This is a genomic window from Bacillus sp. FJAT-49711, from assembly GCF_018343715.1.
GTDB lineage: Bacteria > Bacillota > Bacilli > Bacillales > Bacillaceae_C > Lederbergia.
In genome coordinates, this window is the sequence record NZ_JAGYPL010000001.1 from 1,004,702 (window position 1) to 1,029,841 (window position 25,140).

Genomic DNA, 25,140 nt, shown 5'->3' on the forward strand with positions numbered 1-25,140 from the left:
GCTTCTTTATTTTGGACTGTTTTCCAATATTGAATAGACCTTTGCTCTACTAGCATTTGATATTCAAGATTATACTCTTGTGATGGTGGTGTGTTACTAGCTATGGACTGAGTAATTAAATTAGGAAGTGGATCTCCAATTGCTTTTTTAAAGTTAAAACCCACGAGTTGAAGAATATGTAAAGTTTTTTAGAAAGTAATGGTTTTAATACTTTAATAGAATCACAAAATTTTATTAAAATCTTCATCATCGCTTTTCACTAGCTATGAATTCAATATCTTTATCTGAAATTTTTTGAGCTATCAATTCCTGCTCATACATCTGAATAATTCCAACTAACTGTATATTCTCATGTATCTAGTAAAATTGATAAGAAAATGCTGCCCGATTCGACAAATACATGGACAGCATTTCAAAGTGATTATATTTTTTTTGCTAACTTTTTGGGGTGATTTTGGGGTGAATGATAAAAACATGTTTATATCCACCCTTCACCTCAATAATAAACCTTTATATAGCATTCTTAATACATCCTCATATACTGTTCTCTTTCCCAAGGATGGACTTGCGTTCTGAACATATCCCATTCAATCTCTTTAGCCTCTACGAAGTTTTCAAAAATATGTTTTCCAAGGCCGGCTTTAATGATTTCATCTTGTTGTAATTGATCGAGTGCTTCATGAAGATTTGCTGGAAGATCAATGACTCCCTCCTCCATCCGCTCACTTTTATTCATGCTGTAAATATTTTTATCAACAGAATGCGGAGGAGTTAATTGATCTTCTATCCCACTCAATCCTGCTTTTAATAGAACTGCCATTGCAAGGTATGGGTTCGCTGTTGGGTCAACGCTGCGAACTTCAATCCGTGTGCTTAATCCCCTTGAAGATGGAATCCTTACAAGTGGACTTCTATTTTGTGCAGACCAGGCAATATAGCATGGAGCTTCATAACCTGGTACGAGTCTCTTATATGAATTAACTGTTGGATTTGTTATAGCTGTAAAGCCTGGCGCATGTTTAATGACTCCAGCTAAAAATTGATACGCCGTTTCACTCATTTTTAATTCGCCGTTTACATCATAAAATGCGTTCTCGCCGTTTTTAAATAATGACATATTAAAATGCATTCCCGATCCTGCTACACCAAATAATGGTTTCGGCATAAAGGTAGCATGTAAGCCATGCTTTCTTGCAATCGTTTTAACGACAAGCTTGAACGTTTGGATTTGGTCACAAGCTTTTACAGCATCCGCATATTTAAAATCAATTTCATGCTGTCCCGGTGCCTCTTCATGGTGGGATGCTTCAATTTCAAATCCCATTTCTTCTAATTCCAACACGATGTCACGGCGACAGTTTTCACCAAGATCCGTTGGAGCTAGGTCAAAATAACCGCCGTTATCATTCAAGTCTAATGTAGGGTCTCCATTTTCATCTAACTTGAATAAAAAGAACTCCGGTTCAGGTCCAAGATTAAAATTCGAAAAACCGAACTTTTCCATTTCTTTCAATACTCTTTTTAAGTTACTGCGAGGATCACCAGGAAATGGCTTTAAATCGGAACCATATACGTCACAAATCAATCGAGCCACTTTTCCACCTTTTTCTGCAATCCATGGAAAGATAACCCAAGTATCTAAATCAGGATAGAGATACATATCTGATTCTTCAATTCTGACGAATCCTTCAATCGAAGAGCCGTCAAACATCATTTTATTATCTAATGCTTTTTCCAACTGACTGATCGGAATTTCCACGTTTTTCACTGTTCCTAAAATATCAGTAAATTGGAGTCTAATGAATTTCACGTTCTGTTCTTCTGAAAGTTGTAAAATACTTTCCTTTGTATACATGCTCATTTTTCCCTATGTCCTCCCGTTTAAATAGACGTCTCTACTTCACAAAATGTACTTTAAAATTTTACAAAAAAAATGTGAAAAAAGACAGCTATTTTTTTGCTGTCTTTAATATATATTCCTTAATTTAATTCAATTAAACCTTTTTCAATCAAACGATTGAGTGCCATTGTAATGGCAATTTTTACATGCGCATATGTTAATCCGCCTTGAACATAAGCTGTATAAGGTGGTCTGATCGGTCCATCGGCCGATAATTCGATGCTCGCCCCTTGAATAAATGCTCCTGCCGCCATAATCACATCATCTTCATAGCCAGGCATATAACTTGGGTATGGTGTGACATAGGAATCTACGGGAGATGCGTATTGAATGGCTTGGCAAAATTCAATCATCATTTGTTCATTATTAAATTGGACAGATTGTATAAGATCCGTTCTTTTTGCATTCCATTTAGGCATTGTATTGAGTCCAACACGCTCTAACAAAGCAGAAGTGAAAACAGCGCCCTTTAATGCTTGCCCAGTTATATGAGGGGCTAGGAAAAAACCTTGATACATTTCCAGTAAACTATATAAAGAAGCTCCTGCTTCCGATCCTATCCCAGGAGAAGTCATTCGATATGAACAAGCTTCCACCCATTTCTTTCTGCCAACAATATATCCACCCGTTTTCACAATTCCTCCGCCAGGGTTTTTAATGAGTGATCCAGCCATTAAATCAGCCCCAACATGGCACGGCTCCATATCCTCTACAAATTCCCCATAGCAATTATCAACAAAAATAACCACTTCAGGATTCATTTCTTTGACAAAACGAACCATTTCTTTAATGTTTTCAATTGTAAAAGATGGTCTCTCTGCGTAGCCTTTTGATCGCTGGATGCCAATTACTTTTGTGTTTGGCTTCATCAAATTTTGAACAGCAGTAAAATCGACTGCTCCTTCCTCCGTAAGCTCCACACAGTTATAGCTGATTCCGAAATCCTTTAACGATCCACTGTTTTCGCCTCGAATCCCGATAACTTCTTCTAATGTATCATAAGGTTTACCCGTAATATATAAAAGTTCATCTCCCGGGCGTAATACTCCAAATAGTGCAATCGAGATGGCATGAGTCCCCGAAATAATTTGCGGCCTAACTAGTCCCGCTTCGGCACCAAATACATCTGCGTATATTTTTTCTAATTCATCTCTTCCAATATCACCATATCCATACCCAGTTGAAGGAGTAAAATAAGTATCACTTACTCGATGATCTTGAAAGCTTTTTAAAACTCGGTATTGGTTAATCTCGATCATTCGATCAATTTCCTTATGTATAGGAGAAATTTGATTCTCCACTTCTTCGATAATAGTCTGTAGATGCTTACTGTATTGCAAATCAAGATTCATGCTGCCATACTCCCTTTAAATCTCATATATTTTCAAAGATCCCATAACTGGATGATCTCTATGTACATAGCCCTTACACTTATATGCCTGATCGTCTTCAATAAAAATAAGTTCGCGTAATATCGTGTCATTTTTTAATACTGAAAGCAGCCTTCCTTCGTTTGAGGGAATGACAACTTGATAATAATGCATACTTAAAACAGCCATTTCTTCAATTTTTTTCTTTAATTGATTTCGATCCGTTTCATCAAATGCACTCATAATAAAATATTCACCGGAACTTGGAACAAAATCAGAATGTGTTTCATCAGCCTTATTATATACAGTTAGTTGCGGTAATTGATCCATGTCTAATTCCTTTAAAAGCTTCTGAACTGTTTTTTCATGGTTTACGTAATCCGGATTCGAGCTGTCTACTACGTGCAAAATTAAATCGGCATCTTTTACTTCTTCTAACGTCGACCTGAAGGCTGTAATTAATGAAGTAGGCAAATCTTGTATAAACCCGACGGTATCCGTAATGATCGTAGAATAGCCGCTAGGTAGAACGAGTTTTCTTGTCATCGGATCTAGTGTGGCAAATAATTGGTTTTCTTCAAGAGTATCCGCAGTAGAAAGGCGATTAAATAAGGTTGATTTTCCGGCATTCGTATAACCGACAATAGCTATTTGGAAAGCTTTATTGCGTTTTCTTCTTTCCCTATAACGCTCTCTTTGTTCAACAACTAGCTGTAATTGTTTTTTGATTTCATTTATTCTCCTGCGAATATGGCGACGATCAGTTTCAAGCTGTGTTTCACCCGGACCTCTCGTACCAATTCCGCCGCCAAGTCTCGAAAGTGCAATACCTTGACCAGCAAGGCGCGGCAATAAATACTGTAGTTGAGCATATTCAACCTGTAGTTTTCCTTCCTTCGACCTTGCTCGCTGTGCAAATATATCCAATATAAGTTGGGTTCGATCTAAAACTCTCGCATTCAAGCTATTTTGTATATTCCTCAACTGACTAGGAGTCAATTCATCATTAAAAATGATGAGATCAGCCTCAAACTCCTCTTCTAATTGGTGAAGTTCTTCCAACTTTCCCTTTCCTATGTATGTTGCTGGATGCAATCTTTCTTGTTTTTGTGTTAGGGTTGCAATTGTCTCACCTTTAGCAGTGGAAACTAAAGAATCTAGTTCCGTCATCGAATATTCAAATCGATCATCTTTATCTTGAAGTTGACAGCCGACAAGGATTGCTTTTTCCTTATTTTTATCCTGCAAGAAAATCCCTACTTTCTTTCAAATGCCATAGCCCCATCATATCAAAATTTTTCAAGTAAAACGAATCAAAATAAACATGAAGGACTGTCCCGAATAATGAGGAACAGTCGCTTTCATATTATGTTGTCTCAGGAAATATAAAGTCTTCACTAATTAAAGATGATAAAACCGTTCGTTCTAAATGATGTTCGTTTAATAACCGCATTGCTTGAGAGCGAATTGCTTTCTCAATAACATTCCGTACATATCGACCATTAGAAAAACTATCCCCTTTTATTCCTCTTACATATAAGAGATGGTCTTTTAATTTTGTTTCCGCATCTTTATTTATCGTATATTCTTTTTCATCAAGCATTCTTTTCCCTATTTCCATTAGCTCATTTACTGTATAATCGGGAAAATGGAAAACGAGCGGAAAACGGGATTGCAGCCCAGGATTTAAACTTAGGAAATATTCCATTTCTCTTGAATAACCAGCAAGAATTAATATAAATTCATTTTGTTTGTCTTCCATATGCTTAACTAATGTATCTATCGCTTCTTTCCCAAAATCTTTTTCCCCGCCTCGACCTAAAGAGTAAGCCTCATCGACAAAAAGAATGCCTCCGGATGCTTTTTTAATCAAATCGCGCGTTTTTTGGGCTGTATGGCCAATATATTCACCGACTAGATCTGCTCTTTCTGCTTCAATTAAATGTCCTTTAGGAAGTACCTCCATTTTTTGAAACAGCTTGCCGATTAAACGAGCGACTGTTGTTTTGCCTGTACCAGGATTCCCTTTAAACATCATATGAAGGACTTGCTGGCCTGCTTTTAAGCCTGCTTCTTCTCGCTTTTTATTAATATATATCCATGCATAAACTTCTTTCATCATTTTTTTGATTTGATCCATTCCAACGAGTGCATTCATTTCATTTTCTATTTCATTTAAAACAGCATGTTCATGTGATAATGGTTTAGAAGATATCCCTTTACTTTGAACTTTTATTTTTTCTCTTTTGTTCACATTTAACATAATGCTGATTTGCCCATTATTTTTCATTCGTATTGGCTCACTCATCCCCATCACCTCACATTTCAAAACCAGTATACGCCCAGAAATGAGATTGGTTCCATTTTTTAAAAAATGAGCCCAAACTACACGTTCTACATTATATTCATAACGCTTCAAGGAAATGAAATAAACCGTCCTATTCACTTGAAGGAATATCTCAAGTTTAATAGGACGGTTTTTTTATTTGTTCAGCTACATTGCTTATCGCCTAGTCAATACCTTCTCCCTGCGATAATGAAGCCAAATTCACCCCAGCGAGGCTCCTTTACTTCATAGAGGCCGAAATAGGAAAGTCGATGAACAAAACACTTCTGTTTTTCATATTATTCCTCAAAATTAATTTGAACATTCCGTTGAGGGGAAAAAGTAGAGATTGCGTGCTTGAAAACAAGCTGTTGTTTTCCTTCACTTTCAAACAATACAGTAAAGTTATCAAAGCCTTTAACATTTCCTCGCAGTTGAAAACCGTTCAATAGGAAAACAGTGACAGGTACTGATTCCTTTCTTAGTTGATTTAGAAATTGATCTTGAATATTAACTGGTTGTTTCATATAAATGGCCTCCTAGTTTATCTCTATACTTATGTATTCGATTTTATTTGCAGCTTTCCTGCAATAAAATCAATAATATCTGTTGTTTTTTTCAAGTGTTCCCTTTCTTCCGTCATATCAAACCATGCAACATCCATTTTATTTCGGAACCATGTAAGCTGTCTCTTGGCATAATTACGTGAATTTTTTTTCAATTGAACAATCGCTTCTTCAAAAGAAATTTCCCCATCCAAAAAATCGTATATTTCTTTGTAACCAATGGCCTTTACAGATTGGGAATCCCTAGATATTCCCCCTTTATAAAGGTTTTCAACCTCATTTAAAAGCCCTTCTTCTAGCATGATGTCCACTCTTTTATTGATTCGACTATATAATAATTCCCTATCCATTGTAAGTCCAACAAGAGCCGTATCATACAAATAAGTGCTTTGTTGTTCATTTTGCATTTCTGACATTGTTTTGCCAGTATTTTCATAAATCTCGAGTGCCCTAATTACCCTTCTAACATTATTAGGGTGAATTTTTTTAGCACTTTCTGGATCTATGGATTCGAGCTGCCTATGAAGTTCTAAATGATCCTTATCGTGCAGCTCTAACTGGGGATGTGCACTTGCACTCTCGGAAAATTGATAATCATACAAAACCGCTTGGATATAGAGGCCAGTACCACCTGCAATGATAGGAACAGCTTGGCGGCCTGCAATTTCGGTTATTTTTTCTCTGACTAACTTTTGAAACTCCGCAACAGAAAATGTTTCATCAGGTTCCTTTATATCGATGAGATGGTGCGGGATCCCCTTCATCTCGTCAGTTGTGATTTTTGCTGTCCCAATATCCATTCCTCGATATACTTGCATGGAATCTCCACTTATAATTTCCCCGTTAAAACGTTTCGCAACTTCTATGCTTAAATTTGTTTTACCCACTGCGGTAGGCCCAACTATAACGATTACCTTTTGCATTTGTTTTGACCTCTTTACTATCACTTATTATTTTCGTTATAGTCTATATCTTACCAATTACCATTTAAACTTGAAAGCGAGCAACCTCCATTGCCGAATTTAACTCTTTTTCATATTCTTCGATTTGATTATCGTTCCAATTATACAATTCGGCCATGATTGCTAGTACAGGAAGTTTCCACCTTTCTACCTCTTGGAAATTAAAGTATAGCCATCCCGTTCTTCGGATAAAGAAGTCAATCGGTTTTATCGTCATCTCATAGTGAATAGCATACATTAATTGGGCATATATCGTGGGAGGCAAAGGCTTTTCTTCTTCAATAAAAGGATAAACATCTTGAACATTCGAACCGTAAAAGTAAGCAAGCTGAGCCGCATCGTCTTTAGAAAGACCAAGCGCTTTTGCTTTTTCTTTTTGGTCATTAATAAATGCGTCTAGTTTTTCTGAGCCGCCGATCTCCCCTCCTGATATAGGCAAGTTTTTCGTTTTCGATGGTCCATATTGATTAGAATTGTTTTTGCTTAGTTGTGTAACAATTAAATTTACAGTCGTCTCGGCCATTTTTCTATAGCCCGTCAATTTTCCGCCTGCAATCGTTATTAATCCACTTTTCGAAACCCATATTTCATCTTTTCGTGAAATTTCCGAGGGATTTTTTCCATCTTCAAAAATAAGCGGTCTGAGACCTGCCCAACTCGATTCAATATCGATGCTATTTAGTTGCAGAGTTGGAAACATATACTGTATGCATTCCAACAAATATTTAATATCCTCTTGTAATGGTTCTGGGTATTGTACATCTCCATCATAAAATGTATCCGTTGTGCCTACATATGTTTTCCCTGCTCTTGGAATAGCAAAGATCATCCGACCATCAGGAGCATCGAAATAAACAGATTGCGTTAAAGGAAACTTTGATTGATCAAAAACTAAATGAACCCCTTTTGACAGCTGCAGGTGCTTCCCCTCTTTTGAATGGTCCATTGAACGGAGATCATCAACCCAAGGCCCTGTTGCATTAATGATGACAGCTGCATGGATGGTATATTCATCGCCAGAAATCATATCCTTTATTACGGCGCCAATTACTTTTCCACGTTCATCGTAAAGCAGCTTCTCTACTTTTGTGTAATTTACTATATCTGCACCATGCGCACGCGCAGACTTCATGACTTCGATTGTTAGTCTTGCGTCATCCGTACGATATTCAACGTAGTATCCTCCACCTAATAATCCATCTTTCTTGATTAACGGTTCCTTTACTATTGTTTCTTCCTTCGATAGTATTTTCCGCCGTTCTTCTTTTTTAACCCTTGCTAAAAAATCGTATACTTTAAGTCCAATAGAAGTGGTATATTTCCCAAACGTTCCTTTTTCATAAAAAGGGAGGAGCATCCATTCCGGAGTCGTTACATGCGGGCCATTTTCATACACAATGGCGCGCTCTTTTCCGAGATCTGCAACTTCTTTTATTTCCAATTGTTTTAAATAGCGTAATCCTCCATGAACAAGCTTTGTTGACCGACTAGATGTTCCAGCTGCAAAATCCTGCATTTCAACAAGGGCTGTTTTCATCCCCCTCGTCACAGCATCTAAAGCAATTCCTGCTCCTGTTATGCCTCCGCCAATCACTAACACATCATATTCCGTCTTTGATTGTTGATCTATTTGACTTTCCCGGTTTATTCCAGATAATTTTTTCACATTCTTCCTTCCTTTCAAATAGAGGTGGATGAAAGAATTACCTATCGTTTAAAATGAGTTGCTGCTTGAACAGCTATTTTCCAACCTGAGTATAAATCATTTGAAGATTCAACAGCCATCTTAGGTTCAAAGCGCTGATTCAATTCCCATCTTGTAGTAATCTCTTCCTTGCTTTTCCAAAAGCCAACCGCCAAACCTGCTAAATAAGCTGAACCAAGAGCGGTTGTCTCATTGATTTGTGGTCGTTCTACTATTGCTCGCAAAACATCGCTTTGGAATTGCATTAAAAAGTCATTCGATACTGCTCCTCCATCAACTCGCAATGTTTTCAACGATATACCCGAATCCGCTTCCATGGCCATTAAAACATCTTTTGTTTGATAAGCTAAGGCTTCGAGTGTGGCTCTAATAAAATGCTCTTTAGTAGTGCCTCGTGTCAACCCAAAAACTGCTCCCCGTACATCACTATCCCAATACGGTGTACCAAGTCCTACAAAGGCAGGGACAACATATACACCATCCGAAGAGTCGACATTCAAAGCATATTGTTCGCTCTCCTTAGCATCTCGGATCATCCTTAATCCATCTCGCAGCCATTGTATCGCTGAACCAGCAACGAAAATACTACCTTCTAAAGCATATTCGACTTTTCCATCCAATCCCCAAGCGATCGTTGTCAATAATCCATTTTCCGAAATGACTGGTTCTTCACCTGTGTTCATCAGCATGAAACAACCTGTTCCATATGTATTTTTTGCCATTCCTTTTTCAAAACAGGCTTGACCAAATAATGCTGACTGTTGGTCACCTGCAATACCTGCGATAGGAATTTTTTGCCCGAAAAAGTGATATGTTGCTGTGTGAGCATAAATTTCGGATGATGGTCGCACGTCAGGAAGCATGGCTTTAGAGACATCTAATAATCCCAATAATTCCTCATCCCATTTAAGATCAAAAATATTATACATCAACGTTCTACTAGCATTTGAATAATCTGTCACATGAGCTTTACCACCGGACAACTTCCAAATCATCCATGTATCAATCGTGCCAAATAAAAGCTTTCCTTGTTTCGCTTTTTCCCTTGCTCCTTCAATATGGTCGAGAATCCATTTCACTTTTGTCCCTGAAAAATAAGGATCAATGAGGAGTCCGGTTTTGCTTCTAAATATATTGTCTAAGTTTTTTTCTTTTAAATCTTTACAAATTTTTTCAGTTTGTCTAGATTGCCACACGATGGCACGGTATATCGGTTTTCCAGTTTCTTTATCCCAGATTACAGCGGTTTCCCGCTGATTCGTAATTCCAATTCCCGCTATTTGAGATGGTTTTACTCCAGCTTCTGTAAGACAAGTTGCGATAACCGATAAAACAGAACCCCAAATTTCGTTCGCATCATGCTCTACCCAACCTGGATGTGGAAAATATTGAGTAAATTCTTTTTGAGAAATATGTTTTACTTTTCCCTCTTTCGTAAACAAAATCGCCCTTGTACTTGTCGTCCCTTGATCAAGTGACAATATGTATTTTTCCACTAGGCACCCACTCCTCATAATCGCTTAGAATATTATAAGTATAACAAAATGAGGGAATATTTGTTAAAAATTCACTTTTAGTTTACATAATATAACTATAGACAACTAACGATCTTATCAAGTCCTTTTAGATTATCGACAAAAGACATTGAGATTAACTCTCTCGATGTCTTTTATAGAAGCAATGATTTCCGGAGATGTTCGACGAGTCTTCTTGTTGCTGATGTTAAATGTCACTAATTTATATAGTAAATTATTTTCCGTTTATTGTGTTTGATTAAGCCCGCAGCCATACTTCTCTTTCCGAGGGCGAATGGCAAGCCTTCTCTGGCTGCTCAGCACCTGCGTATTAGTTTTTTTGTTCAAAAGACCACATACAGAACAAAACGTTTAATATGTCGAGTTAAATCAAAATATTGTCATGACATGGGAGAAATGCCATAAGTCTTATCAGAAAGTTTATGAATCTACACCAAATCAAAAAAGACTGTATATAAACTCGATGAAATTAAGTTTATATACAGTCTAAAAAGACCTTATCAAATGATTTTTATTCTTAATATAAAATAATCCCTATACTAACAAAAACTACAACAAGAATAAGTACTACATAAATCCATGTAAGAGATTTTACATTCACACTAATTGATTTTGTTTCATATTCATGAGATCTTGCAATCTCATTCTCAATCGTGTCTCCTTCTGCCTCATATTCTTTCATTTGAGCATTGATGTCTTTTCCGACGAGCAATGTTCCAATTAAAGCAACAATACATGTAATGACTGCTGCAATGATTAAAAACGTTGTCAACTCTTCTCCACCTTTTACATAATTCTCTTAAACATTTTTTCTATTTCATTAGTTGAAAAATGAATGATAATAGGTCGTCCATGCGGGCAAGTAAACGGATCTTCAGTTCTGCGTAATTCATTTAGCAATGCTTGGATTTCATCATTTCGCAAATATTGATTCGCTTTAATAGAAGCTTTACAGCTCATCATGATCGCTGCCTCTTCCATAATCTTTTTAATATCTATTTTCTTCATCGTTAGCAATTGTTCGATCATCTCTTCAATAATCTCTTTTTCCTGCCCTTTAGGAAACCAGCTTGGATGGGATCTGATCATATAACTACTCATCCCGAAATCTTCTAGAAAAATACCAATCCGTTCTAAATCTTCTTTGTATTCTTCTATTTTGATAAATTCATCGCGAGAGAACTCCAAGTGTAAGGGAACAAGCATTTCCTGCACCTCTTTATCAACTTCCCCTACTTTTTCACGGTAATATTCATACTTAATTCTCTCCTGAGCAGCATGCTGATCAATCATATAAAAACCTTGATCATTTTGTGCAAAAATATAGGTGCCATGCATTTGTCCGATTGGATATAAGGGCGGAATCCTATTATTTTCCTTAGGAGGATCATTCTTATAAATGGGTTCTTCTATTGTGAAACGATCATCCACTTGCGCTTCATTGGCAATAAATCCAGGGGAAATTTTCTTTTCTGCCGGCTCATATAATTTTTTCATTTCCTCGGTAGGCAAAAGCGGCTCTTTTTGTTTGTTAATTTGTCTACTATTATATTGATCTTTGAATGGATTTTTGTGAACAGCTTGGTTGCTATCCAATTCCATTGCGGTTTGCTCTGATATGTTTATTTGTCTTTTTTTTGCTTGAACATTACTTGACGGTATAAGCTCCCTCGTTTTAAATGCAGCTTTTATCGTTGAGGTAATTAGTTCATTCAGTTCTAATTCTTTACTTATTCGCACTTCCATTTTCGCAGGGTGAACATTCACATCTACAATAATAGGGTCCATCTCGATTGATAATAAAACGATAGGGTAGCGATTGATAGGCAAAAGAGTATGATAGCCTTCTAAAACCGCCTTGATAAGAGCATAATTTTTAATGAATCTTCCATTAATCATTGTAGATAAGTAATTTCTGGATGCTCTTGTTACTTCGGGAAGTGAAATAAACCCAGATACTTTAAAATCAAGAGATTCGGATTGAATTGGAACCATTTTTTTAGCTATTGGGACTCCATATATAGCAGCTAGTACTTGACGTACATCGCCATTTCCTGTCGTATGAAGCAAAAGACGTTCATTATGTCGTAATCTGATTGAGACTTCCGGATGGGCAAGAGCAATACGGTTTACGATATCTGATATATGACCAATTTCAGTATGAATCGTTTTTAAATATTTCAAGCGGGCAGGAGTATTAAAAAATAAATTAGTTACTGAAATATCTGTCCCTTTTCTAGCAGCAGCCTTCTCATGACAAATCAATTTACCGCCTTCAAGAATCACCCTTGTACCATCTTGGCCAGACTTCGCTGACACTAATTGTAAATTTGAAACAGATGCAATACTAGGCAGAGCCTCTCCTCTAAAGCCAAGTGTTCTAATTCGAAAAAGATCATTCTCATCTTTTATTTTACTTGTTGCATGCCTCTTAAAGGCAAGGAGTGCATCCTCTTCACCAATTCCATTTCCATTATCGATTACCCGAATTTTACTTAATCCTGCTTCCTCTATATCTATTTCGATCACAGAGCTCTTTGCGTCAATTGAGTTTTCTAGTAATTCTTTTACGACAGAGGCTGGGCGCTCCACTACTTCGCCAGCCGCGATTTTATTTGATAGAGATTCATTTAATTCGATAATTTCGTGCATGCCCCTTGCCTCCTTACGTTTTTCTTGGCTCTTAACATTCAGCTTTTTATTAGTAGAATTGCCGAATCTATATGCATGCAATAAATTAACTGCATACACCGCGTCAGCATACTACCGTTGATTTACGTTCCAGGCGGACGCTTTCCGGGGGGCGTGCGGTGAGCCTTCGCAGTCGCTTCGCGCCTTGCGGGGTCTCACCTGTCACGCTAATCCCCCAGGAGTCGCCGCCTGGAACGTAGATCAACTGAGTTATTCATTTTACTCACGGGAAAAGGACTTCAATGAATGTCCTTTATATGATAACCACTTGCGAGAGTCGATACAATATATCGTTGTATCCAAGCCTTTTCCTGCTTCTCGGCATGATTCTACCACATACATCCAGAGAATATTCAAACAAAAGGAATAAAAAAAGATAAACAAATCTGTGAGGTATCGCTCCACAAAATGTGGTACAAAAGGACATATGCTTGCCTGATGTGCAAACACTTTTAAGCAGTGTATGACCATCAACAAGATGAACTATCATTCCTTAACGGCCATATTCTCCCTTTAGTAGTTTATTCTTTTTAAAGGCTTTTTCCCAAGGGATTATTCCTTTTAATACAAAATCTTTTGAAGATTGATTGGATCGAAAGTGCGAGACTCCTGGTCGGCTAAAGACGGCCACGTCCTGTGGCCAACGCCGACACTAGGACATCCTGTCCGTCGCGGGATCAGCGGGACAGACCTCACAGACGTTTACGCCGAAGAGGCTCATGGAAATGCGTAAGCGCCTTGACGAGCCCCGACAAGCATAAGACAAATTACGCAGTGGCTTGCCTTTTAGCCACGTAGTAATATGACTTATGATCTCAAGGGGCTAGGCGCTGCAGCTAGACAAACCGCCCGCCCCGCGGAAAGCGAGCAACTGCAGCGGAAATCAACCATGCACTATCTCCATAATGCAACAACGTTTACAAAGAAAGTTTTAAAGAGATAAATATGTAGCTTCTTTGACACATCTTTTTTTGATAGGGTTTTGAAAATTCGGCGGATTTATGACTTGAAATTCCGAGAGCTTGCATTTATTATTTTAATTTCTTTTGCATTTCAAAAAGACTATTCATCGCTTGCATTGGATTCATTTCCATTATGTTTAGACTCCGAAGCTCAGAAAGTACATTGCGTTCATTGTCTGGAATTTGGTTCTGGGCAGGCTCCGAAAAGAATGCAAGCTGTTCGTTAACATGTTCTTGCCTTTTTGGATGTCTAGTTTCATTTTCTAACTCATTCAAGATTTCTGTAGCTCGATCAATAAGGACTTTAGGAAGCTCTGCAAGCTCGGCAACGTGAATACCATAGCTTTTATCAGCAGGACCAGCTTTAACTTTATGAAGAAAAACTAATTTTCCTTGTTGTTCCACTGCACTTACATGTATGTTTTTCAGGTGAACTAATCTTTCTGCAAGTGCAGTCAACTCATGATAATGGGTAGAAAATAGGGTTTTAGCGCCAATTCTATCATGTATATATTCGATGATCGCTTGTGCTAGTGCCATACCATCATATGTGGATGTCCCCCGACCAATTTCGTCGAATAATATTAAACTATTTTCAGTCGCATTGGTAATTGCATTTTTTGCCTCTAACATTTCAACCATGAAGGTACTTTGCCCAGAAATCAAATCATCTGCAGCGCCAATTCTTGTAAATACTTGGTCAAAAATAGGTATATTTGCATTTTCTGCAGGGACAAAGCATCCAATTTGAGCCATAATCGCTGTTAACGCTACTTGTCTCATAAATGTACTTTTTCCAGACATATTTGGACCTGTAATAAGGAACATTTCGCATTCGGTATCCATCAAACAATCATTCGGGACATATTCTTGCGAACCCATAACCTTTTCGACAACAGGATGACGACCATTTGTAATTTGAATCTGACGATTACTGTTAAAAGATGGTCTGACGTAATGCCGTGATTCACTGACAGTCGCGAAGCTTTGGTAAACATCTAACTCACTAATGATTTTAGCCGATTGTTGGATTCTTGGTATATATGATTTGACTGTTTCACGAATTTCCATAAATAAGGAATACTCTAAATCAATACATTTTTCCTCTGCTTGAAGAATAAGTGTCTCTTTTTCTTTCAGCTCAGGTGTAATATACCGCTCTGCATTCGCTAATGTTTGTTTACGTTCATAACGTCCTTCTTCGAGTAAATGGACATTTGCGCGAGTAACTTCAATATAATAACCAAAAATGCGGTTATAGCCGACCTTTAATGATTTGATTCCTGTTTTTTGTCTTTCTTCTTTCTCAAGTTCAGCTATCCATTGTTTACCGTTCCTACTTGCGTCTTTATAAGTATCCAATTCCTCATGAAAGCCATCCTTGATGATACCACCTTCTTTTATGGTCAGCGGAGGATGGTCAATAATTGATTTTTCCAGAAGGTTCGTTAATTCCTCACATGGGTCTAATTTGTCAGCCAAACTTTTTGCTTCATTATGATCCAGCCGATTAACTAATGATATAATTGCTGGAATTTGCATAAGGGATTTTTTTAGTTGAATAAAATCACGGGCATTAGCATTTCCGAATGCGACGCGCCCTGAAAGTCTTTCAAGATCATAAACTCCTTTTAATAATTCACGAAGCTCTTGGCGTTCAAAATAATGATGTAAAGTCGTTTCTACTAGATCCACTCTTTTTACAATATCAGCTTCGTTGATTAGGGGGCGATCGATGTATTGTTTTAACATTCTTCCACCCATTGCTGTTACCGTTTCATCTAATAGCCATAATAATGTCCCTTTACTTCCTTTTCCTCTTATTGATTCTGTTAGTTCAAGATTTCTTTTTGAGTAATAATCGAGTTTCATATACTGATTTACTTCATATTCGGCAAAAGGCTGCAAGTGATCTAAACTCCGCTTTTGCGTTTTCTTTAAATAATGAAGCAGACGAATCGCCGCAGTTTGCAGCTTTTCTTTCGAGAGTTTGGCTAAAATATTGATGAATTCTTTATCGTTGTCTGTATTTTCTTCAATGGAAATAATCGCACTCATTCGTTCTGTTATTTTCTTCTTAAGTTCCCCGTCAAAATTTGAATCTACTACAACCTCTTTCGTCCCGATTGTACTCAATTCATTTAATAGTACTTCATGCGAGCCTGTTAGAATAGTCGCTTTGCTTTCTCCAGTCGACAAATCATTAAATGCAATACCGAATGTACTCTCATCAAACATCGTAATAGAAGTAATATAATTATTCTCTTTCTCGAGTAGCCCTTTCCCCTCCATGACAGTTCCAGGAGTAATAAGTTGTACAACTTCTCGCCTGACAACTCCTTTTGCTTGCTTCGGGTCTTCTGTTTGTTCGCAAATGGCAACTTTATAACCTTTTTGAATCAAAACTTCTATGTATCCAGCAGCCGCATGGTAAGGAACTCCGCACATCGGAATGCGCTCTTTCGTTCCACCTTCCCTACTAGTTAAAGTAATCTCTAATTCTTGTGATGCCTTTAAAGCATCTTCAAAAAACATTTCATAAAAATCTCCAAGGCGAAAAAATAAAAAGGCATCTTCATAATTTGCCTTTACTCGCAAATATTGTTGAATCATTGGCGTATATTGACTCATCTGTACTTAATTCCTTTCCGTTCAAAAGCTTATCGTGATTAGTATAACATATTCATAGATGACATTTATTTAAAATATATAAAAGGATTTGTCTAATAAATCCCTGAAATAAAACAAGAGTGGAAAAAGGTTTAATACCCCAATTGTAATCCTTTTAAATTTCAAAAGAACCCATAAAGAGCGGAATTTATAAGTACAACGATTAATACGGGGCATTTTCTCACTAAAAAGCACATTGTTGATTGTAGCGGAAGGGGCGGGAATCCGGGGCAGGGGGAGACCCCAAGGTGCTTAGGCGGCCCAAGGAAGAGAACACTTGCAGAGGAAATCAACAGCCTTGGTTAACAGTCACAAATAAAAAAGGAAAGAGTTCCCAAACGTTAATTACTACAACTTTTGGGAGCCCTCTCCTTTAAACAGGTTTTATTTTCCATATTTCAGAAGCGTATTCTTGAATCGTTCGATCACTTGAAAATTTACCTGAGTAGGCAATATTTGTAACACTCATCTTTAACCAAGACAAACGATCACGGTATGCTTGTTCTACCAGCTCATGGATTTCTATAAAAGGATCAAAATCCTTCAATACAAAATATGGGTCATTCTGTGAAAGAATATTGTAATATATATCTTTGAATTCAATTTCATGGGTACCAAATTCACCGTAATGTAATTGCTCTAAAATTTGTTTCACTCTATCATCTGTATTATAAATATCCATCGCATTATATCCACCATAGCGATGATAGTTAATAACCTCTTCAGCCTTTAGCCCAAAAATAAAGATATTTTCATCCCCGACTAAATCTTTTATTTCAATATTGGCTCCATCTAATGTGCCGACAGTTAAAGCACCATTCATCATCATTTTCATGTTTCCAGTACCTGATGCTTCCTTACTTGCGGTTGAAATTTGTTCACTAATATCCGCAGCTGGAATGATTTTTTCTGCAAGACTAACATTATAATTTTCTAAGAAAATGACTTTTAATTTTCCACGGATGTCAGGATCATAATTGACCATAGTTGCAACCTTATTGATCAGCTTAATGACCTCTTTTGCCAAATGATAGCTAGGCGCAGCTTTTGCTCCGAAAATAAAAGTACGAGGAGTCATATCTATATTCGGATTATTTTTTATTTCATTATAAACAGAAATAATGCGAAAAACATTGAGCAGTTGACGCTTGTATTCGTGCAGCCGTTTTATCTGCACATCATAAATGGATTGGCGATCAACTAAAATTCCCGTACGCTCATGAATAAAATCCGCTAATATTTGCTTGTTTTTCTGTTTAACTTGATCGAATTTTTGTAAGAAAGAACTGTCCCTTGTATATTTTAAAAGGCTAATCAGCTGTTTAGGGCGTTTTATCCACTGAGGACCGATAATCTCTGTAATTAGATTGGATAATTCAGGATTTACTTTTAATAACCATCTTCGGTGTGTAATCCCATTTGTTTTGTTATTAAAACGGTCTGGAAATAATGAATAGTAAAATTTCATTTCTTTATTTTTTAAAATTTCTGTGTGAATTCTAGCAACTCCGTTTACACTATGGCTGCCGATTACCGCAAGTCTGGCCATATGTACCCTTTCATATGCAATTATAGCCATTTCCGGTATATGCTCTCTAAGTTCATGATGGTTAAACCAAATATATTTACAAAACCGTTCGTTTATTTCATCAATAATCATATATATACGGGGAAGGAGATGTTGCAGCATTTCTTTCGGCCATGTTTCAAGTGCTTCACTTAACGTTGTATGATTCGTATAAGCAATAACCTTTGTTGTTATATTCCACGCATCTTCCCAGCCATATCCTTCATGGTCCATTAGGATTCTCATGAGTTCAGGAATGGCTAAGCTTGGATGTGTATCATTAATCTGAATGGCAACCTTCTCGTGTAAATGTTTTAACGTTAATGAATGATTTTGTTTAAAATTTAGAATAATATTTTGGATGCTTGAAGAAACAAGAAAGTATTGTTGCTTTAAGCGCAGCACTTTTCCATCATGACTAGAATCATCAGGATATAAGAAACCCGAAATTTGCTCGATTGAATGATCATGATCAAGGGTGTGATAATGATTTGATTCGTTATTTTTTGCTTTCAAGAATGGTTCTGCACTCCAAAGACGCAATGTATTAATTACATTGTTTTGATATCCAATTATCGGAATATCATAAGGGACAGCCATCACCTTATCCGTATTTTCATACTTAAACTCGAGATTTCCATCGTTTTTTTTAAACATATGAACAATGCCATTGAAATGAATACAAACAGACTCCTCTTCTTTCCTCATTTCCCAAGCATAACCATCATTTAACCAGTAATCAGGAAGCTCAATTTGATTTCCTTGAATAAACCGTTGTTCAAATAGACCATACCGATATCTTATCCCAAAACCGTGTCCTGCATATCTTAGGGAAGCCATGGAGTCAAGGAAGCAAGCTGCCAACCTGCCCAATCCTCCATTACCTAGACCAGGATCACGCTCTTGTGCATAAATGTGCTTTGGATTAAATCCTAAACTTTTAAGAGCTTCATTTGAAATATCCAATAATCCAACATTAAGAAGGTTACTTTCAAGCAAACTACCGATTAAAAATTCCATTGACAAATAATAAACCTGTTTACATTTCTTTTCCTTGTATGTCTTTTCCGTCGTTTGCCAATTCGAAATGATTTCGCCCTTGACAATAGCAGCTAAGGTCGCATACACCTCGATCATTTCGGCGGCCTCTACTTCTTTGCCTTTATCCGTCCATAATTTATGTTTTATTCTCTCTGCCAATTGTTCTACGGTAATTTCAGGCAAGCGCCCCCTCACCTCCTCATGCATACTGGACTGTCAATTCTTCATATAAGTTTTCATACTCTAGTGCAGATTTTTTCCAGCTAAACTGACTTTTATTCACATTCCTAATGATAATATTCCATAGTTCAGGAGTATGAAATATGGTTAACGAATAGCGTAAAACTGCTAATAAATCATGAGCATTATAATGAGTGAAGCTAAATCCATTCCCTTCTCCTGTTACTTCATTAAAAGGCAGCACTGTATCTTTTAATCCCCCAGTTTCACGTACAATAGGAACTGCTTTATATTGCAATGCTATAAGTTGCGCCAATCCACAAGGCTCAAACTTGGATGGCATCATAAAAAAATCAGCGCTTGCATATAGTTTTCTCGCCAGATCTTCATCAAAATCCAAAATGGCAGCTACCTTATCGGGATAACGATAAGCCATTTCGGAAAAATATGATTCAAACTCATCATCACCTGTTCCCAAAACGATGCATTGAACATCCTCTTTAAGGAATTCCTCAAAAATATGCTGGATAAGATGGAGTCCTTTTTGCTCTACAAGACGCGAAATAATTGTATATAAAGGCTTATCGCCATTTACTTGCAAACCTAATTTTTCTTGAATCATTATTTTATTTTCTTTTTTTCTAGCTCTGGAAGAACGGTATTTTACCGGAAGAGCAGGATCTGTCAATGGATTGTAGTCCTTTATATCGATCCCATTTACTATTCCGACCAAATCACCCGCTCTTTCTATAAGAATTGGAGAAAGTCCTTCACCATAATAAGGATCTTTAATTTCATCAGCATACGTTGGACTGACAGTCGTAATTTTATCTGCATGAAAGAGGGCGCTTTTTAAACAATTTAACATGCCGTCCCACTCCATGCCTCCAATATGTTCGACTGGCAATTCAAAAAAGTCTTCAAATATTTCTATGGGCATTACGCCTTGATATTTAATATTATGAATGGTGAAAACAGTTTTTAAATCCTTAATGGGCTGCATAATTTTAGCAAGAGCAACTGCCATTCCAGCCTGCCAATCATGAGCATGAAGAATATGTGGTTTACATTCAAGGTGACTTAATGCTTCTATCACCGCTCTACTAAAAAAGACAAATCGTTCACCATCATCATAATAGCCATAAACACCTTTGCGGGTGAAATAGAAATCATTGGAAATGAAGTAATAAGTAATTTTATTGTAAATTAACTTATATATACTTGCCTCTTGATTACGCCAACCTAGCGGAACATCGATTGAAGCAAATAAATGCATCTGACTTTTCCATTTTTCCGATATCTCATCATAAAGAGGAAGGATGACTTGAACATCAATTTGTTCATTTTCCTTTAGTGCCTGGGGCAACGAACCAACGACATCAGCTAATCCACCTGTTTTTATAAAAGGTGTACATTCTGAAGCGACAAATAAAACATTTTTCATATACTTCCTCCTTCCGCAGACTCTACGAACTTACATTTCTTTTCTTTTAGCAATAACATATGGTTTATCTTTTGACCCTATAAATTTTTGGTTTGCTTTTACATGAACATCCTTGTCTAAAATGACATTTTCCAAATATACTCCAGGTTCAATCGTACAGCGCTGCATAATAATTGAATCCTTAATCGTAGCCCCTTCTTTTATTGTCACACCTCTGAAAAGAATACTTCCCTCCACATTTCCATCAATCACACACCCATTAGCAAGAAGGGTCTTTTTTACATTTGCGGACGAGCGATAAGTTGCTGGTGGGGAACTGCCAACCTTCGTTCTCACGAAAGGCTTTTTATAAAATAAAGCTTTATAGTTTTCCTCACTTAATAGATTCATATTATGCCGATAATAACTTTCAACTGAATTGATAAATGCACTATATCCCTTATACTCAAACGTTTGAATCTTTAAGTCGGCAAGAATATCCTTTATACCGTGATTAAAAAAGTTATCTTTATGATGTGCAATACAATGATCAATTAATGACATCAACAAATCTTTATTGATAATATAAATACCTGTATACAATAGTGGATTCGATCTAACATTCGTTATATCTTTTACCCATCCTAAATCATCTGCTTCAATCCGCAAACAACGTTCGTGTTCTGGCTGCTCAGTTTCAATTCTTGTAGAAATAAGCGTCACATCAGCTTTCCGTTCTATGTGATAAGCAAAAACATCCTTATAATCCATATTTGCTAGAAATAAACTTCCACTGATTAAAACATACGATGACTTTCCTCTTTCAAAATAATCACGATTATTGTGAAAAAATTGTAAATCACCTTTCGAAATATCGGATGGATCGTTCCAGTCTGGCGGTAGGATAAATAAACCACCATTTCTCCTGTCCAATTCCCAATTTTCACCTGTTCCAAGATGATCCATTAAAGATCTATATTTACTACGTGTAAATACAGCCACTTCTTCAATATTTGAATTCACCATATTAGAAAGAGCAAAATCAATTAAGCGATAGCGCCCTGCAAATGGAACGGAGGCGCCATTGCGAAAATAGGTTAATTCATGAAAAAAATGGTGCTCATGCTCTAAGTTGATTAATCCCATCATCGTGTTCATTAATTTAGGCCTCCTTTATTTCATGCAATATTTCACATAATTTGTCTTGATCAATAACAAGTGGTTCTTCACCATTTCTGATTCGAATATAAGTTCCTTCAGGAATTTCCGTATTTTCCATCACAATTACTCGTTCTAATATAGAATTTTTCCCTACTTTTACTCCGGGATGTAAGATTGATTGATGCACATAACTTCCTTCTTCGATTATGACATGTTGAAATAAAATAGAGTTTTCAACCGTTCCAAATACCCAGCAGCCTGAATTTATTAGCGAATGCTTTACGATCCCAGTCTCGGAAATAAACTGTGGTGGAAAGTCAGAGTCATATGAATATAGTTTCTTATTTTTATTCGTTAATGATAAACGCCAATCCTCATCAAGTAAGTCCATATTTGCTTCCCAGTAACTTTGTACGGTGCCGACATCTTTCCAATATCCATTAAAACGAAACGCATATAGCTTGAGATCGTCAGCTAGCATTGCCGGGATAATATCTTTTCCAAAATCATGACTTGAATGCTTATTATTGGCATCGTTCAATAAATAGGTCTTTAATGTTTTCCATGTGAACATATAAATTCCCATTGAAGCTAAATTGCTTTTTGGCTCTTTCGGCTTTTCATCAAATTCATATATTCTTAAATTATCTGTTGTATTTAATATCCCGAATCGCGATGCTTCCTCCCAAGGAACCGTTATAACAGATATCGTAACATCTGCTTTTGATCGTTTATGTTCTTCAAGGAGGGCGTTATAATCCATTTGATAAATATGGTCGCCTGAAATGACTAGAACGTACTCAGGATCATGCAAATCAATAAAATGAATATTTTGGTAAATGGCATCGGCCGTTCCCGAATACCAGCTCCCGCCGCTTTGAGCAGTATATGGAGATAAAATGGTCACTCCTCCATCTTGCCGATGCAGATCCCACGGCTTTCCGTTGCCAATATGTTTATTTAATTCAAGCGGTGAATATTGAGTCATTACGCCTAAAGTGTGAATTCCTGAATTCGTACAATTACTTAAGGTAAAATCGATAATTCGATATTTCCCTCCAAAGTGTACTGCTGGCTTTGCTACCTCTTTTGTTAATGTTCCTAACCGTTTACCTTCTCCACCAGCTAACAGCATACCTACACATTCCTTCAATTTACGTCCTCCTCAATAGTTGTTATTTCACGTTTAAAAATCGAAATAGCTAAAGGTGGTACCTTTATTTTTATATGTTGAGGCAATCCATGCCATTTTTTCGGAAAACTAAAATGGTCCCCCACATTTAATTGACCCGAGCCGCCGAATTCCTTTGCATCTGAGCTAAATATTTCTTTATATTTACCACTTTCTGGAACACCAATCTTGTAGTCATAAGAAACATTTGGAGTAAAATTACAAATAATAATTAATTCATCATGAGGGTGTACACCGCGTCTTCTAAATACAATGATGCTTTGATCGATATTATGAGGATCTATCCATTCGAATCCTCTTGATTCATGATCCAATTCAAAAAGTGAAGCGTTTTTCTTGTAAAAATGATTTAAGGCTTTTACGAAATTAAATATCCCTTTATGCATGGGATAATCAAGTAAATGCCAATCCAGCTGAGCTTTATCCTTCCACTCAGCGTATTGCGCCAGCTCCCCCCCCATAAACATTAGCTTTTTTCCAGGGTGAGCAATCATATAGCCATAAAGTAATCGTAAATTGGCAAATTGCTGCCACTGATCCCCAGGCATTTTATCTAATAATGATTTTTTTCCGTGGACAACCTCATCATGTGATAAAGGGAGCAAGTAATTTTCAGAATGAATATACATAAATGAAAATGTCAGTGAATTATGATGCCATTTTCGATACACGGGATCTTTTTTCATATAGTCGAGCAGGTCGTTCATCCAACCCATATTCCATTTATAATTAAATCCGAGACCACCCATATAGGTAGGTGCTGTTACTAGAGGTACGTCCGAGCTATCTTCGGCCATCATTAATACATTTGGATGAAATGAATATACAACTTCATTCAATTTACGCAAAAAAGCATATGCCTCTAGATTTTCATCACCGCCGAATGAATTATAAATTCTCTTCTCACCGGCATGTCGATCAAAATTAAGATCGAGCATACTCGCTACAGCATCTACGCGGATACCATCTATGTGGTATTCTTCAAACCAAAATAATGCATTGGATATTAAAAAGCTTTGAACCTCGGGTCTGCCAAAATCAAAAGTCAACGTTCCCCATGATCGTTTTTCTGCTTTAAGGGAATCTTTATATTCATAAATTGGATTACCATCAAAGTTTCTTAATCCAAAATCATCTTTGCAAAAGTGACCAGGCACCCAATCCATAATCACACCTAACTCGTTTTGATGACATACATCAACGAAGTATTTAAAATCCTCCCGTGAACCATATCGGGAAGTTACAGCAAAATATCCAGTAATTTGGTATCCCCATGAAAGATCTAAAGGATGTTCTGCAAGTGGAAGTAATTCAATATGGGTATAACCTAAAGATTTAACATAAGGAACCAACTCATCGGCAAGCTCGCAATATGTATAAAATTCCCCATCACTTTTCTTTTTCCAAGACCCTAAATGAACTTCATATACCGAAATAGGTGAGGTATATGGGTTAAATTGCCTCTTTTTTTCCTGAAAATACTGATCCTTCCATTTGTAGATTGAAGGTTCTGGAACTAGTGATGCAGTCGCCGGACGAATCTCGGATTGAATAGCATATGGATCTGCCTTTAAAAGAACTTCATCGTTCGCTGCAATAATTTTATATTTATAAGGTGATCCTACTGAAATATTTGTAAAAAAGCCTACCCATAAACCTTCATTTGAAATTCGAGTTAAAGCGTACGCATCTCCGGTCCATTTATTAAAATCACCAACAACATAAATTTTTTTCGCATTGGGTGCCCATACTGAAAATCTTGAACCATTTTTCCCCTTCCATTTCATATGGTGACAACCTAATATTTGCTGGCTATGATAGTGAGTACCTTGGTGGAACAAAAATATGTCCTGCTCGGAAATGTTAAAATACAATATGTTGACTCCTTT

At 36.9% G+C, this 25,140-nt stretch carries 16 protein-coding genes; all 16 read right to left on the reverse strand.

The features are described from left to right. Positions 1-523: 523 nt before the first annotated feature. The 16 genes from glnA to glgB all read right to left on the reverse strand — a co-directional run bounded on the left by glnA (position 524) and on the right by glgB (position 25,128). A complete protein-coding gene (gene glnA, locus KHA96_RS04905; RefSeq protein WP_213128149.1) occupies positions 524-1,861 on the reverse strand; it encodes a type I glutamate--ammonia ligase in 1,338 nt (445 codons plus the stop codon). Between the two features lie 119 nt (positions 1,862-1,980). Continuing rightward, entirely contained in the window at positions 1,981-3,252 is a 1,272-nt protein-coding gene (locus tag KHA96_RS04910; protein ID WP_213128150.1) for a methionine gamma-lyase family protein, read from the reverse strand. A 15-nt stretch (positions 3,253-3,267) separates the two neighbouring features. Then, positions 3,268-4,518 carry a GTPase HflX gene (gene hflX / locus KHA96_RS04915; protein ID WP_213128151.1) on the reverse strand — a complete coding sequence of 417 codons (1,251 nt, stop codon included), beginning with the start codon at positions 4,516-4,518 and terminating at the stop codon, positions 3,268-3,270. Positions 4,519-4,636: 118 nt separating this feature from the next. Next, positions 4,637-5,578 carry a stage V sporulation protein K gene (spoVK, locus tag KHA96_RS04920; protein ID WP_213128152.1) on the reverse strand — a complete coding sequence of 314 codons (942 nt, stop codon included), beginning with the start codon at positions 5,576-5,578 and terminating at the stop codon, positions 4,637-4,639. Between the two features lie 317 nt (positions 5,579-5,895). Further along, entirely contained in the window at positions 5,896-6,123 is a 228-nt protein-coding gene (hfq, locus tag KHA96_RS04925) for an RNA chaperone Hfq (protein WP_213128153.1), read from the reverse strand. A 29-nt stretch (positions 6,124-6,152) separates the two neighbouring features. Then, a complete protein-coding gene (miaA, locus tag KHA96_RS04930; RefSeq protein WP_213128154.1) occupies positions 6,153-7,085 on the reverse strand; it encodes a tRNA (adenosine(37)-N6)-dimethylallyltransferase MiaA in 933 nt (310 codons plus the stop codon). A 64-nt stretch (positions 7,086-7,149) separates the two neighbouring features. Further along, the gene (locus KHA96_RS04935) at positions 7,150-8,790 is read right to left on the reverse strand and encodes a glycerol-3-phosphate dehydrogenase/oxidase (RefSeq protein WP_349305678.1); all 1,641 of its coding nucleotides are present in this window, start codon (positions 8,788-8,790) and stop codon (positions 7,150-7,152) included. Positions 8,791-8,831: 41 nt separating this feature from the next. Then, positions 8,832-10,325 (reverse strand): glycerol kinase GlpK, encoded by a 1,494-nt coding sequence (gene glpK / locus KHA96_RS04940; RefSeq protein WP_213128155.1) that lies wholly within the window; start codon positions 10,323-10,325, stop codon positions 8,832-8,834. A 556-nt stretch (positions 10,326-10,881) separates the two neighbouring features. Next, positions 10,882-11,136: a hypothetical protein gene (locus tag KHA96_RS04945; RefSeq protein WP_213128156.1), complete on the reverse strand. Its 255-nt coding sequence runs from the start codon at positions 11,134-11,136 to the stop codon at positions 10,882-10,884. A 14-nt stretch (positions 11,137-11,150) separates the two neighbouring features. Then, positions 11,151-13,016, reverse strand: coding sequence for a DNA mismatch repair endonuclease MutL (mutL, locus tag KHA96_RS04950; RefSeq protein WP_213128157.1), 1,866 nt, complete (start codon positions 13,014-13,016; stop codon positions 11,151-11,153). 1,070 nt (positions 13,017-14,086) lie between these two features. Beyond that, on the reverse strand, positions 14,087-16,648 hold the full coding sequence (gene mutS, locus KHA96_RS04955; protein ID WP_213128158.1) for a DNA mismatch repair protein MutS: 2,562 nt from the start codon (positions 16,646-16,648) through the stop codon (positions 14,087-14,089). Between the two features lie 412 nt (positions 16,649-17,060). Then, the gene (locus KHA96_RS04960; RefSeq protein ID WP_249315265.1) at positions 17,061-19,478 is read right to left on the reverse strand and encodes a glycogen/starch/alpha-glucan phosphorylase; all 2,418 of its coding nucleotides are present in this window, start codon (positions 19,476-19,478) and stop codon (positions 17,061-17,063) included. Positions 19,479-19,494: 16 nt separating this feature from the next. Beyond that, a complete protein-coding gene (glgA, locus tag KHA96_RS04965; RefSeq protein WP_213128160.1) occupies positions 19,495-20,919 on the reverse strand; it encodes a glycogen synthase GlgA in 1,425 nt (474 codons plus the stop codon). A gap of 30 nt (positions 20,920-20,949) precedes the next feature. Next, positions 20,950-22,056, reverse strand: coding sequence for a glucose-1-phosphate adenylyltransferase subunit GlgD (gene glgD / locus KHA96_RS04970; protein WP_213128161.1), 1,107 nt, complete (start codon positions 22,054-22,056; stop codon positions 20,950-20,952). Between the two features lie 4 nt (positions 22,057-22,060). After that, positions 22,061-23,212 carry a glucose-1-phosphate adenylyltransferase gene (locus KHA96_RS04975; protein ID WP_283248435.1) on the reverse strand — a complete coding sequence of 384 codons (1,152 nt, stop codon included), beginning with the start codon at positions 23,210-23,212 and terminating at the stop codon, positions 22,061-22,063. After that, positions 23,209-25,128: a 1,4-alpha-glucan branching protein GlgB gene (glgB, locus tag KHA96_RS04980; protein ID WP_481748221.1), complete on the reverse strand. Its 1,920-nt coding sequence runs from the start codon at positions 25,126-25,128 to the stop codon at positions 23,209-23,211. Before glgB ends, KHA96_RS04975 begins: the two co-directional genes overlap by 4 nt. Positions 25,129-25,140: the final 12 nt, after the last annotated feature.

What these genes read in the sequence shown, in the direction of transcription:
- glnA (WP_213128149.1), bottom strand. Translation starts at nt 1,861, where the DNA reads ATGAGCATGTATACAAAGGAAAGTATTTTACAACTTTCAGAAGAACAG.
- KHA96_RS04910 (WP_213128150.1), bottom strand. Translation starts at nt 3,252, where the DNA reads ATGAATCTTGATTTGCAATACAGTAAGCATCTACAGACTATTATCGAA.
- spoVK (WP_213128152.1), bottom strand. Translation starts at nt 5,578, where the DNA reads ATGAGTGAGCCAATACGAATGAAAAATAATGGGCAAATCAGCATTATG.
- hfq (WP_213128153.1), bottom strand. Translation starts at nt 6,123, where the DNA reads ATGAAACAACCAGTTAATATTCAAGATCAATTTCTAAATCAACTAAGA.
- miaA (WP_213128154.1), bottom strand. Translation starts at nt 7,085, where the DNA reads ATGCAAAAGGTAATCGTTATAGTTGGGCCTACCGCAGTGGGTAAAACA.
- mutL (WP_213128157.1), bottom strand. Translation starts at nt 13,016, where the DNA reads ATGCACGAAATTATCGAATTAAATGAATCTCTATCAAATAAAATCGCG.
- mutS (WP_213128158.1), bottom strand. Translation starts at nt 16,648, where the DNA reads ATGAGTCAATATACGCCAATGATTCAACAATATTTGCGAGTAAAGGCA.
- glgA (WP_213128160.1), bottom strand. Translation starts at nt 20,919, where the DNA reads ATGAAAAATGTTTTATTTGTCGCTTCAGAATGTACACCTTTTATAAAA.
- glgD (WP_213128161.1), bottom strand. Translation starts at nt 22,056, where the DNA reads ATGAACACGATGATGGGATTAATCAACTTAGAGCATGAGCACCATTTT.